The organism is Pandoraea soli, from assembly GCF_902459595.1.
GTDB classification, from domain to species: Bacteria; Pseudomonadota; Gammaproteobacteria; order Burkholderiales; family Burkholderiaceae; genus Pandoraea; species Pandoraea cepalis.
The window spans coordinates 382526-395078 of sequence record NZ_CABPSG010000003.1 but is presented as its reverse complement, the minus strand read 5'-3'; the positions used below and the strand labels follow the sequence as shown (position 1 = coordinate 395078).

Sequence of the window (12553 nt, the reverse complement as noted above, 5' to 3'; positions counted from 1 at the left end):
ATGACATTCGCTCGTTAAACTTAAGCGGTGCTGCGAACGAAGGCGAGTAGCAACGTGTAGTCATCGACATCCGCAGCGCGCAACGCGGTTAAATATTGCACGCGAGCGTTGTCGGCTTCGACGAGGTTGCCTCCATCGCCCCATGTAAAAGGAGATGCCTTCATATCTCGCAAAAGCGCGTCAGCCATCATTCGTGAGTGTCGACCATTTCCGTTCGGAAAAGGGTGAATCCAGACCAGCTCACGATGAAATCGCGCGGCGATTTCATCCGGCGGGAAGACCTCGTTTTCTATCCAGTAACGCACGTTGCCGAAAAGATCGCGCAGCTTGACGCTCACCTGTGTCCAATCGCATCCGATGTTCTTGTCGGACTTTCGGAATGTACCGGCCCAAGCCCAAGTCTTGTCGAACATCTTCTTGTGCAGCGTGCGGCAGAAATCTTCACTGAGCACGTCCGGCTGGCGGGTTCGGCGAAGCCAGGTTGCCGCCGCCAGGATGTTCTCCTGCTCCCAGTCGTTAAGCTCACTCTTCGTGGCCAGGTGCGTCGGTTTCAATCCAGCGACTTCGTCAGGATCGAGAGGCGTTTGCCCCTCCTGTTCGTCAAAACTTATCGCCATAGTGCGGACCATCGACCGCGAAGCAACTCTTCCGCGCGCTGCTCAACCTGTCGGCGCACACGTTCAGCGGTCGGGCGTTGGTCCTCCAAACTCATGGTGTGCGCGACCCCGCCGACCTCTTGCAGCGCGATGGCATGCGCTCGCTCCGCGACCACTTGCGTGAGTGGTTTGCGGGGTACCAAGGCGTACACCAGCTCACAATCCAACCCCTCTGCCAGCTTGCGCAGTTGCCCGAGTGTGATTCGTTCATCCGTTTCCGCTTGCTCGGACTTGTGCAGTGTCGGCGCAGAGATGCCGAGGCGCTCGGCCTGTTGCCGCTCAGTTAGGCCTAGTGATTCTCGAATGAGCTTCAACCAGCCTCGAGGCGGCGCGCGGCGCTTCGTTAATTCGGCATACGCTTCGGTCGATTTCTGGACTTGTTCGAGCCGGAGTTGATTCATCCTCGAGTTCATCTGCTTGCCTATAAGCTAGCGAAAAATACAAATACGGTAGCCTATAAGCTAGCAAATTACAAGTAATCGCTAGCCTTTAGTGAATCAGAATGTTTCTGGATGCTGCCGTATAGGCTATCAAAATGACTTGATTTAATCGCCTGTGAGCTACTGCGAAATGAAGGAGAAGCGTTCTCCGAGGGGGGCGCATTGTTGCCGGTGCAAAAAGGTTATTGCTTTACGGCACCTCAACATGGCGTCAGTTTTCACGCGATTCCGGATAGTCGATTTCATGGGCCGGTGTTCTGGCCCGGGACTGTCGACAGTCTGCGCTTTGCCCGTTCATAAGAAAAGCTAGTGCTGATTATGAAGCGCATAAGCAATACTTTGAGTTGCTCAAGCGTCCTGCACACTTTCCTCGGCGCCGGCAGGGCTCGATTTCGCGTTCATGACATCGAGCCGATGCCGCACGAAGCCAATGTGCTCGCGCAGCACATAGAACTGGTCGGCGTACGCGAGCGGGATCTTCAGCCGATTGACGGCCGCCTCGATGGCGTCGAGCCGATGGCGCAGGTTCCGGTATTCGGTGTGGGCGTCGTCGGCCAGCGCTTCGCGTTCGAGCGCGATGAGCGCGCCGTACCAGCGGTACAACCGCGATTTCACGCGCCAGCTATACAGCGACGGCACCAGTCGGAATGCGGGAATCAGCACGACGAGGATCGGCACGAGCAACACGACGATGCGATCGGCGAGACTCGCGACCCAGAACGGCAAATGCCGGTACAAAAACCCCTTGCCGGACTTGTAGTAGCGTGCGGCGTCGTCGGAGATCGGGAATTCGTGGACCTGGGCCGATGGGAATTCCCCGGCGCGTTGCAGTAGGTTGGCCTTGCCGTGCACCTCTCGCGCGGCTTCGATCAACAGGTCGGAGAGCGCCGGATGGAGGCTGTCGCGCGCGACGAGTTCGACCGTCGGGCTGATGACGTGCACCGGTTGTGCCGGCAGATTGCGACCGAGGTCGAAAACGCCGCGCGGCAATGTGAGTTGATTCAGATACGTGAAACGGCGCGTGTAGGCATCGGCCTGCGCGAAGTCCATCAGTCGCACACCGGGCGTGCGGATCAGCTTGCCCAATGTCGGGCCGGTGGCGGTGTCTCCAGTGAGCATGGCGGCGTCGACGCGACCGTCGATCAGCGCCTGTGCGGCATCCTGTCCGTCGTACGCCGTAAGCCGGGTCGCACCGCCCGGCTCGATGCCATTCGCCTTGAGCAGCGCGAGCGACAGCGCGCGTGCGCCACTGCCCTCGCGCCCGATGGCGATCCGCTTGCCCGTCAGGTCCGACAGTTTCGTGACGCGCGCCCCACGATAGAACACGGAAATTGGCGCATAGAACACGCTGCCGAGCGAGACCAGGCCATCGACGTCGAGGCCTTGCGACACGCCCCCCTGCACCAGCCCCAGATCGACGTTCTGCGATGCGTCGGCGAGCCGCTCCACGTTCTGGCGCGAGCCTTCGGACGTGAGCACGACGAGTGTGATGCCATCACGCGCGAGGATCGTCTTGTAGCGTTGTGCGGCATTCCAGAAGGAGCTGCCTTCGGGGCCAGCGCTGATCGTCACGGTGCGCGGCGGCGCCGGTCGTACGAGCCATACGGCGAGCCAGATGGCCGCCATCGACAGGAGGATGACCGGGCCGAAGGATACGGCGAGGTCGCGCCAGGAAATGGCGACGAAGCGTGCACGGATTCGCCGGTGGGCGGGTGAGTTCGAATCGGTCGTCATCGAAAGCAGGCAGGCTTGTCCCGCATATCCAACACCCGGCCGATCATACGCCATCTATGCTGACCGATCGGGCCGAGGCGTTTTCGTCAACGATGCGCGAGGCTCTGTGCAAGTTGCTTCCAGAGGTGATCGGCGGCGGGCGACAGACGCCGGCCCACGCGCGTCATCATCTGGCTGGAGAAGCCGGTCGCGATCGGATGATCGATGGGCACGGCGACCAGCTCGCCAAGCTCGATGCCGCGCCGCGCGGTGATCGCCGACATGAAGGCCACGCCGAGGCCGGCCGCCGCGAGCGTCTGCGCGGTGTTGAACAGATCGACGCGGTAGGCGGGCGTTACGTTCAGGCGCACGGTGTCGAGCACCGAGTGCACGAATTGCTGCACGCCGTGGGCCTCGGTCATGAAGATGAGCCGCTCGTGCGCCAGCTCCGAGGGCGGAACACTCGCCATGGTTGCGAAACGATGGGTGGGGGCGACCACGGCGCACAGCGCCTTGGCGGCGAACGGATGAATGCGCATGGCCGGATCGTCGGCGGAGCGCGCGCATAAGCCAATGTCCACGACGTCGTCGCGCACGAGCGAGAGCACGGCGGGCGTCGGGCCCGAGCGAATTTCGACGAGGATGTCCGGGTAGCTCATCGAAAAGCGCTGCAACGCCTGCGCGATCAGGCGGCCGATGAACCCTTCCCCGACACCGATCGCCACGCGCCCTCGCTTCAGATGCCGGTATTCCTCCAGCCGCGCCGACAGGTCGCGCTGACGCCGTTGGCCGTCGCGGTAGTAGTCGATGAGCACCTGACCGATCTCGGTGACGCTCACATTGCGTCCCCGGCGCTCGATCAGCGAAAAGCGCAGACGCCGCTCGAGCGCCGCGATCTGCCGGCTGACCACGGACGGATTCACGCCGAGCGATTCGGCGGCCATGCGCACGCCGCCCGTCGCGGCAATTTCGGCAAGATATTTGAGCGGACGCTCGCCGATGTCGTCGATCCACGCCTCGTAGGTCATACGTTTCTCAGTGTTGTGTTCGTGCGAATGCGTCGGCCTGACTCGACACCGGCCGGGGGCGGTCCAGATCGCGTCGAAAGCTCCAGGAGAATCTCGTCAAGCCGTTGAGTAAAGAGCACTTTTGGCCGATGGCGTCGCCATCTCGACACTTTGTCAGGGCGATCGATTGTTGACTTGAAAGCAACATTTTGACGTGGTTTGCGTCATGGGTGGGGATTTTCGTCGGTGCAATACTCCGCGTTATTCAACAAGAGAGAGGAGCCCCCGATGAGCGAGACTCGCTACTGCGAAGTGAGCGATTTGCTGGAGGCGCGCGCGCCGCTGGCCGAGATGCGTCACCACATCCATCAACACCCCGAACTGTCCTACGAGGAAGTCGACACGTCGCGCTACGTGGCGCAAAAGCTCGAAGGCTGGGGGTATCAGGTCACACGTCACGTCGGCGGTCATGGCGTGGTGGCCTCGCTCACCGCAGGCACGAGCGGCCGCACCGTGGGCGTGCGCGCCGACATGGACGCGCTGCCGATTCACGAGCAGACCGGCCTGGCCTATGCCAGCGTGCACGACGGCAAGATGCACGCCTGCGGCCACGACGGCCACACGACCGTGCTGCTTGGCGCCGCGCAGCAACTCGCGAAGACGCGCAATTTCGACGGCACCGTCCATCTGATTTTCCAGCCGGCGGAAGAAGCCGGTTCGAACAGCGGTGCCGAGCAGATGATCGCAGACGGCTTGTTCGAGCGCTTCCCGTGCGAGGCGATCTTCGGTCTGCACAATCACCCGGGCGTACCCACGGGCACGTTCGGCTTCCGCGCGGGCCCGCTGATGGCCGCGTGCGACACCGTCAAGATTCGCATCCACGGCCGTGGCGGTCATGCGGCGCGTCCGCATCTGGCGATCGATCCGGTCATGATCGGCAGCAGTCTCGTGATGGCGCTGCAAACCGTGGTCGCGCGCAACGTCGACCCGACCGAAGCCGCCGTCGTGACGGTCGGCACGTTCCACGCCGGTTTTGCACCGAACGTGATTCCCGAGGAGGCCGTGCTGGAGATGAGCGTGCGCTCGTTCTCGGCGAACGTGCGTGCCACGCTGGAGACGCGCATTCGCGCGCTGGTGACATCGCATACCGAAGGTTACGGTGCGAGCGCCGACATCGACTATATCCGCGGCTATCCGGTGCTCGTGAACAGCGAGGCGGAGACCGAATTCGCCCGTGGCGTGGCCGAGGAGCTGGTGGGGGCCGAGCACGTCATCTCGCCGTTCCCGCCGATCGCGGGCAGCGAAGACTTCGCGTACTACCTGCAGAAGGTGCCGGGCTGCTTCATTCGCCTGGGGAACGGCGAGGGCAAGCCGATGCTGCACAACGCCAAGTACGATTTCAACGACGACAACCTGACCATCGGCGCCGCCTTCTGGACCCGTCTGGTCGAACGCTTTCTTGCCAAGGAGCGCGCATGAGCATCGCCACTTCCACATTGACGCTTGACGGCGCACAGCCGTCGCCGATGACAGCTGCGCAACAGCGCAAGATCGTGTTTGCCGCCGTCATCGGCAACCTGTTGGAGTTCTTCGACTTCACGGTCTACAGCTATTTCGCGCTGACCATCGGCAAGCAGTTCTTCCCGGCCCACGATCCCGTCACGTCGTCGCTGCTGGCGTTCGCCGTGTTCGCGGTGGGCTTCGTGATGCGCCCGCTCGGCGGTTTCGTGCTGGGCCGCTACGCGGACCGTGCCGGTCGCAAGCCGGCGCTCACATTGACCATCGGCTTGATGGCACTCGGTTCGGCGGCCATCGGCCTCGCGCCGACGTATGCACAGATCGGTCTGGCCGCCCCGTTGCTGATCGTCGCGGCGCGCCTGCTGCAAGGCTTCGCGCAAGGTGGCGAATTCGGTGCGGCGACGGCCACGTTGCTGGAAATGGGCGGTGCGAAGCGCCGCGGCTTTCGCGCGAGCTGGCAGTTGGCGAGCCAGGGGGCGGCCGCGCTGCTCGGCTCGGGCCTGGCCGCGAGCCTGGGCTTCCTGCTCTCTGACGACATCATGCACAGCTGGGGCTGGCGGATTCCGTTCCTGCTCGGCACGCTGATTGCCCCGGTCGGGATCTACCTGCGTCGTCACATTCAGGAAGAACCGCCGAAGGCGAAGACGATCGCCGGCCGCGACGACCCCAAGCGCGGCGTGTACGTGCGCAACTGGTTCCTCACGATCTTCTCGATCATGGGCATGTCGGTGTCGACGTACGTGATGATGTATTACATGCCGACGTACTGCATTCAATACCTGGGCCTGCCCCCGAAGATGTCGATGCTCACGGGCGTGGCGGCCAGCACGATCTCGCTGGTGATGTGCCCGATCTATGGCGCATTGTCGGACAAGATGGGGCGCCGCAAGCCGCTCACGATCATCGGCCGCGTGGCGCTCATCGTGCTGCTGTATCCGGCGTTTTGGATCATGACGCACTTCCCCTCGCTGCCGGTCGTCCTGGCGGCGCTGATCGTGCTCATGCTCTGCTACACGATGGGTTCGGCCCCCGCTTACGCGCTGATGCCGGAGAACTTCCCGAAACATCTGCGCGCGGGCTACATGTCGAGCGCGTATGCCATCGCGGTGTCGGTGTTCGGCGGTACGGCGCAGCTCGTGGCCGGCTGGTTGATTCGTGCGACGGGCAACAAGATGGCGCCGGCCTGGTACATGATCGTCTGCGTGATCATCTCGCTCATCGCCGTGTCGATGTTTGAAGAGACCGGCAACAAGGTGCTCGACGAGTAAGCGTCCGAGGTCGGTAGCCCAGCGCGAACGCGGTGCCAATCAGCTTCGCTGCATGACGCCGACTTTACCGCCGATCGAGGACTTTCATGACCAGCGCGGCGGCGGTCGCGCGGGTTTCCACGTGGAGCTTTCTGAACAGGTGTTCGAGGTGCTTGTTGACGGTGCGGGGCGCCATGCCGAGGATGTCCCCGATGTCGCGATTGGCTTTGCCGCGCGACACCCACAGGAGCACCTCGGCTTCACGTGCGGTCAGGCCGAAGTGCAGGGCAAGCGCCGTGCAGTAAGCGGTGTCGTCGGCTTCCGTGAGCGTGACGATCCACTCGCCGGTCTTCGGGGCCGGGGCGGCCGTGGCGGAACGGCGAACGTTCTCGAGCACGCATTCATGGACGACGTTCGCCTGCGCGCCGTGCGCCAGCCAGGCCACGAACCAATGCAGCAACGGTGCAGGCAAACGCGGTTTGACGACGTCCTCGTGCGTCGCCCCGTAGGCCGCGATCTGCCGCGCCGCCTGAGGACTCTGCCAGCAGATCGCGCCGTCCTCCGAGACGATAAGCGCCGCGCGCGCGCCGAGCGAAAGCGCTGCCTGTGCATAGGATTGCGCGCGCGAGCGCACCACGTGCGCGCCAATGCGCGCGCACACCTCTTCCGGGCGCACGGGTTTCGTCACGTAATCGATGCCCCCGACGCGAAAGCCTCGCACGACATGCTCGCTTTCCGTCAGCGACGTCATGAAGATGACCGGAAGATGCTCGTAACGCGGGTCCTGTTTGATCCGCGTGCAGGTCTCGAAGCCGTCCATCGCGGGCATCATCGCGTCGAGCAGCACGACGTCCGGCGTGACCCGCGACAGACACTTCAATGCCGCCTCGCCGCTTAACGCGACGAGCACGGCGTAACCGTTCGCTTGCAGGGTGTCGGAGAGAAAGGCGAGATTGTCGGGCGTGTCGTCCACGATCAGCACGATGGGACGGTTTCCCAGCCACTCCGGCGGGTCGCTCGCCTCCGTGGGCACATCATGCACCGGTGGCGCGGGGCAGGTGGACAAGCTCATTTTCAAGTTCCCTTAGCTGAAAGCGTTCGGCAAGTGCGCGTAGCGTATCGATCTGGGCGGACAACGCCGGGTGGACGCGACGCGCCTCGTCGAGTTGCTCGACGACCCCTTGCACATAGCCGACGTCGAGATGCTCGCGGATACGCTGCAAGACCGCCTCGGGCAGCGCGAGCTGGATGGCGTCGGACGTCGCCGCCGATGTCTGCGGCCGCGCCGGGCCGGGCGGCGTCATCGGTTCCGACGCAATCCATTCCAGCGAAAGCAGTTGTGCGAGCTTGTCGAGCAACAGATTCACCTGCAACGGCTTGGCGAGATAGCCTGCGCAGCCGGACGCGCCGGCACGCTCGCGATCGTCGGCGAAAGCGTTGGCCGAGAGCAATACGACGGGCGCCGCCGAGAGCTGATTCTCACGAATCAGGCGGCTGGTTTCGTAGCCATCCATCAACGGCATGGAGATGTCCATGATGATCGCGTCGGCGGTGTGAGTGCCGAGCCATCGCAACGCGTCGGGACCGCTGGCGACTTCGGTCACGTCGAAGCCCAGCGGTGTGAGCAGTTGGACGACGATCCCCCGCTGATCGGCCAGGTCGTCCACCACGAGAATCGTGCGGCGCGAACCGGCGTAACCGCGAATACCCGCCAACTCGGTGTAGACATCGGGTGCGCTTCTCACTGCCGGTGCGAAGAGTTTCACGACGAAGCACGTGCCGCGCCCGACCTCGCTGTGCGCGTCCAGACTGCCGCCGAGCGCATGCGTGAGCAATCGGCAGATCGTCAGCCCGAGGCCCGCGCCGTGATCGTCCGCATGCGCGGCGTCGCCGCGCTCGAACGGCAGGAAGAGACGCGCCATTTCCTCAGGCGCGATGCCGGGTCCGGTATCGATCACCTCGAACTTCAGCGTGTCCAGCGCGTGACTCACGCGCAGCGTCACCGTCCCTGCCGACGTGAAGCGAATTGCGTTGCCGATCAGGTTGGTGAGAATCTGCCCGAGGTACTTCTGATCGCACTTCACCGTCCCCGGAATTCGACCGACGGCCTGGACATCGAAGGCGAGCGCTTTTTCCATCGCCAAGGGGCTCATCATCGACGACACGTGAGACACGAAATCGGTCAGCGACACTTTCGTGATGTTCAATTGCAGCTTGCCGGCCTCGATGCGCGCGACGTCCAGCAGTCCGTCGACCAGCGCGAGCAGATGCTCGCCGCTGCGATGGATGGTGCGAACCGCGTTGTATCGCGTGGGGGACAGTTCTTCCTTCGCCTGCATCAGAAGCTGCGCGTAGCCGAGGATGCTGTTGAGCGGCGTCCGTAGTTCGTGACTGAGGCCCGATACGTAACGGCTCTTGGCCTGATTCGCCGACTCGGCGGCCGCGCTCGCGCGCTTGAGCGCCTCGTCGGTCTTCTGGTGCGCTTCGATTTCCTGCATCAGCAATTCGTTCTGCCGTTGCGATTCCTCTTCCGTGACGCGGCGGCTCTCGCGCTCCAACACGAACCACCATGCCGCGATGCAGCCCACGAGGGCGAGCGAGAAGAAGATCTTGAGGAAGCTGCTTCCTATGACCCCAACTTCCGACGCGCTGATCGACGCCACACTTTGCGTCCAGATCAGAAGCAGAACGCCGGCCAACACGGCAAGGATGGCCAGCACGAGGCTGGCGTAGCGAATGAGCCGCAACGCCGCGGGCCCCAGCCGCAGGCGCGGAAACACGGAGTGCAATGCGCGATCGGCCTGCGCGGAGAAGCGCGCATGCGGCTTGCAGCGATCATGGCAACGGGAGTCCAGCGAGCAGCAAAGCGAGCAGATCGTGCCGCCATAGGCCGGACAGTGGGCCGTGTCCTCAGGCTCGAACGCGTGCTCGCAGATCGCGCAGCGCAGCGATTTGGCGTCGCCGGTCGATTGCGGCTTGCGCGCGAGGTAGTATTTGCCGTGTGTCGCGATGGCAATGATCGGCGCGCAGACGAACGCCACCCCGAAGGCGAGGAACATCGACATCGCCTCGCCAAGCTCGCCGAAAGCGCCGGCCCGAGCCGTGAGGGCCGCCACGACGCCCAGCAACATCGCGCCCAGCCCGACGGGATTCACATCATAGAGATGCGCGCGTTTGAACTCGATGTGACGCGGGCTGTATCCCAATGGTTTGTTGATGACGAGATCGGCGCACAGCGCGCCTATCCAGGCCACGGCAACATTCGCATACAGCGAGAGCACTTTGCCGATCACCTCGAAGACACCGATCTCCACGAGCAGCAGCGCGATCATCACGTTGAAGACGAGCCACACCACGCGCCCCGGATGACTGTGCGTGAGACGTGCAAAGAAGTTCGACCAGGCCAGCGATCCCGCATACGCGTTCGTCACATTGATCTTGAGCTGCGAGACGATGACGAAAAGCGTCATGGCCGGCAGCGCCCAACCGGCCAGACCTGCCGGATCGAGCAGCATGTGATAGGCGACGAGATACATCTGCGTGGGCTGCGCGGCTTGAGCGACACCCACTTCGTTCTGGATCGCCACAAATGCGAGGAAGGCGCCGCCGAGCATCTTCAGCGCACCGGGTACGATCCAGCCCGGACCGGCGCACAGCAGCGCGAGCCACCAGCGCTTGCGGTTGCGCGTCGTCAGCGGCGGCAGGAAGCGCAGATAGTCCACCTGTTCGCCGATTTGCACGATCAGCGCGAACACGACCGTCGACGCCTGCCCGAACGCAATGAGACTGAACGCCCGGCCTTGCGGAGCGAATCCCGCGAACGTGGTCCACTCGCGCACCATTCCAGGGTGGTGCCACAGCACTGCGGCGTAGGGCAACACGAACAGCACGATCCACAGCGGCTGCGTCCAGCTTTGCAGCCGGTTGATGAGCGTGATGCCGAACATCACCAGCGGAATCACGACGAGCGAACTCACGACATACGCGAGCGCCAGCGAGATATGGAAATAGAGCTGTAACGCCAGCGCCATGATGGCCGCTTCGAGTGCGAAGAACAGGAATGTGAAGATGGCGTAAAGGAACGACGTCACCGTCGAGCCTATGTAACCGAAGCCGGCGCCGCGCGTGAGCAGATCCATGTCCACGCCGTAGCGCGCCGCGTAATAGCTGATTGGCAGGCTCGTCAGGAAAATCAGAATCGAGACGGCGGCGATGGCCCAGAGCGCGTTGGTGAAGCCGTAATTGATGACAAGGCTACCGCCGATGGCCTCCAGCACCAGAAACGACACGCCGCCGATCGCCGTGGTCGCGACGCGTAATTCCGACCAGCGGCGAAACGAGCGCGGGGTGAAGCGCAGCGCATAGTCTTCCAGCGTTTCGTCGCCGACCCAGGCGTTGTAATCCCGCCGCACCTTCACGATGCGCTGAGTGCTGGGCGCGCTGACTGAACTTTGGTGCATCTTGGCCATGAAGACGTGAAGACGATCCGGATTGGTGCAAAAAGCGTTGGGTGTAAAGCCCAAAGCAAATTACATTCCACCGCCCCACCTGGGGAATACGTCAATCGACGTATTCCGATCGTCAAATTGGCTCCCTACATTGCGTTCAAACCCGTGAACCCCGCCCGCCGCGCTTCTTACACAGGGCCTATGATCAGGAGAACGTGATGTCCGCAGATGATCGATTCGAAGATGACGAGCGCATGGCTTCGCCGTTGCGCAGACGGCTGCTCGGCGGCCTTGCCGCAGCCCCGCTCATGGCACTGGGCCTGCCGCGGACGTCGTTCGCACAGGTGCCGCCCACCGCCAAGGTGAACACCACCGGTCTCGCCGTGACCGACACCACGGTCACGGTCGGCCAGTTGCACTCGGCAACCGGCACGATGGCGATCTCCGAGACGGGCTCGATTCAGGCAGAGCGTCTTGCCATCGAACAGATCAATGCGATGGGCGGCGTACTCGGACGCAAGATCAACATCATTCAGGAAGACGGTGCGTCCGACTGGCCGACTTTTGCCGAGAAATCCAAGAAGCTGCTCGAAAACGACCATGTCGCGGCCGTTTTCGGTTGCTGGACGTCGGCCTCGCGCAAGGCGGTGCTGCCGGTGTTCGAGAAGGACAACGGCTTGCTGTACTACCCGACGTTCTATGAAGGTCTGGAGCAGTCGAAGAACGTCTTCTACACCGGTCAGGAAGCCACGCAGCAGATTCTGTGGGCACTCGACTGGGCGTCGAACACGAAGAAGGCCAAGTCGTTCTTCCTGATCGGTTCCGACTACATCTGGCCGCGCACGTCGAACAAGATCGCGCGCCGTCATATCGAGCAGCATCTTCACGCGAAGGTGGTCGGCGAAGAGTATTACCCGCTTGGCACGACCGAGTTCAATTCGCTGATGAACAAGATCAAGCTCGCGCGTCCCGACTGCATTTTCGCGACAGTGGTGGGCGGCTCGAACGTGGCGTTCTACAAGCAACTCAAGGCAGCGGGCATCACACCCCAGAAGCAATTCCTGCTGACCCTTTCCGTCACGGAAGACGAAGTGCTGGGCATTGGCGGCGAAAACTTCGCGGGCTTCTACTCGTCGATGAAGTACTTCCAGTCGCTGGATAACGACAACAACAAAAAGTTCGTCGCCGCATTCAGGGCCCGCTACGGGGCGAAATCGGTGATCGGCGATGTGACACAGGCGGCCTACCTCGGCCCCTGGATCTGGAAGACCGCGTGCGAGCGTGCGGGCAGCTTCGACGTGAACAAGGTCGTCGCCGCGTCAGCGGGCATTGAACTGCCCAACGCACCCCAGGGCTACGCGAAGGTCGATCCGAACCATCACCTGTGGAGCCGATCCCTGATCGGCGAAGGGCAGGCGGACGGACAGTTCAAGGTCGTGGCGAGTTCGCCGGAGCCGATCCACCCGGATCCGTTCCCGAAGGGCTACATGTAATTCCTCAACCCGCACAGGCGCGACGACCGGA

General features: G+C 62.9%; 9 protein-coding genes. 3 read left to right on the top strand and 6 right to left on the bottom strand.

Features of this window, described 5'->3' with window-relative positions; genetic code table 11:
- Positions 1-20 precede the first annotated feature (20 nt).
- The 4 genes from PSO31014_RS08345 to PSO31014_RS08330 form a co-directional block, all read right to left on the bottom strand.
- On the bottom strand, positions 21-617 hold the full coding sequence (locus tag PSO31014_RS08345; RefSeq protein ID WP_150551172.1) for a mobile mystery protein B: 597 nt from the start codon (positions 615-617) through the stop codon (positions 21-23).
- On the bottom strand, positions 608-1057 hold the full coding sequence (locus PSO31014_RS08340; RefSeq protein WP_246176515.1) for a mobile mystery protein A: 450 nt from the start codon (positions 1055-1057) through the stop codon (positions 608-610). The genes PSO31014_RS08345 and PSO31014_RS08340 overlap by 10 nt, the downstream gene beginning before the upstream one ends.
- A 387-nt stretch (positions 1058-1444) precedes the next feature.
- Positions 1445-2830 (bottom strand): TAXI family TRAP transporter solute-binding subunit, encoded by a 1386-nt coding sequence (locus tag PSO31014_RS08335; protein ID WP_150551170.1) that lies wholly within the window; start codon positions 2828-2830, stop codon positions 1445-1447.
- Between the two features lie 86 nt (positions 2831-2916).
- On the bottom strand, positions 2917-3837 hold the full coding sequence (locus tag PSO31014_RS08330; protein ID WP_150551169.1) for a LysR family transcriptional regulator: 921 nt from the start codon (positions 3835-3837) through the stop codon (positions 2917-2919).
- Positions 3838-4104: 267 nt separating this feature from the next.
- Between PSO31014_RS08330 and PSO31014_RS08325 the strand changes: the two genes are divergently transcribed.
- Complete coding sequence (locus PSO31014_RS08325; protein ID WP_150551168.1) at positions 4105-5295, top strand: M20 aminoacylase family protein; 1191 nt, start codon at positions 4105-4107, stop codon at positions 5293-5295.
- Positions 5292-6602, top strand: a complete 1311-nt coding sequence (locus PSO31014_RS08320) for an MFS transporter (RefSeq protein ID WP_150551167.1) — start codon at positions 5292-5294, stop codon at positions 6600-6602. Before PSO31014_RS08325 ends, PSO31014_RS08320 begins: the two co-directional genes overlap by 4 nt.
- Positions 6603-6666: 64 nt before the next feature.
- Here the strand turns inward: PSO31014_RS08320 and PSO31014_RS08315 are convergent, their stop codons facing one another.
- Positions 6667-7566 carry a response regulator gene (locus PSO31014_RS08315; RefSeq protein WP_150551240.1) on the bottom strand — a complete coding sequence of 300 codons (900 nt, stop codon included), beginning with the start codon at positions 7564-7566 and terminating at the stop codon, positions 6667-6669.
- 49 nt (positions 7567-7615) lie between these two features.
- The gene (locus PSO31014_RS08310) at positions 7616-11050 is read right to left on the bottom strand and encodes an ATP-binding protein (protein WP_150551166.1); all 3435 of its coding nucleotides are present in this window, start codon (positions 11048-11050) and stop codon (positions 7616-7618) included.
- A 197-nt stretch (positions 11051-11247) separates the two neighbouring features.
- Between PSO31014_RS08310 and urtA the strand changes: the two genes are divergently transcribed.
- Positions 11248-12522, top strand: coding sequence for an urea ABC transporter substrate-binding protein (gene urtA, locus PSO31014_RS08305; protein ID WP_150551165.1), 1275 nt, complete (start codon positions 11248-11250; stop codon positions 12520-12522).
- Positions 12523-12553 lie beyond the last annotated feature (31 nt).

What these genes read in the sequence shown, in the direction of transcription:
- PSO31014_RS08345 (WP_150551172.1), bottom strand. Translation starts at nt 617, where the DNA reads ATGGCGATAAGTTTTGACGAACAGGAGGGGCAAACGCCTCTCGATCCT.
- urtA (WP_150551165.1), top strand. Translation starts at nt 11,248, where the DNA reads ATGTCCGCAGATGATCGATTCGAAGATGACGAGCGCATGGCTTCGCCG.
- PSO31014_RS08310 (WP_150551166.1), bottom strand. Translation starts at nt 11,050, where the DNA reads ATGGCCAAGATGCACCAAAGTTCAGTCAGCGCGCCCAGCACTCAGCGC.
- PSO31014_RS08335 (WP_150551170.1), bottom strand. Translation starts at nt 2,830, where the DNA reads ATGACGACCGATTCGAACTCACCCGCCCACCGGCGAATCCGTGCACGC.
- PSO31014_RS08340 (WP_246176515.1), bottom strand. Translation starts at nt 1,057, where the DNA reads ATGAATCAACTCCGGCTCGAACAAGTCCAGAAATCGACCGAAGCGTAT.
- PSO31014_RS08330 (WP_150551169.1), bottom strand. Translation starts at nt 3,837, where the DNA reads ATGACCTACGAGGCGTGGATCGACGACATCGGCGAGCGTCCGCTCAAA.
- PSO31014_RS08325 (WP_150551168.1), top strand. Translation starts at nt 4,105, where the DNA reads ATGAGCGAGACTCGCTACTGCGAAGTGAGCGATTTGCTGGAGGCGCGC.
- PSO31014_RS08320 (WP_150551167.1), top strand. Translation starts at nt 5,292, where the DNA reads ATGAGCATCGCCACTTCCACATTGACGCTTGACGGCGCACAGCCGTCG.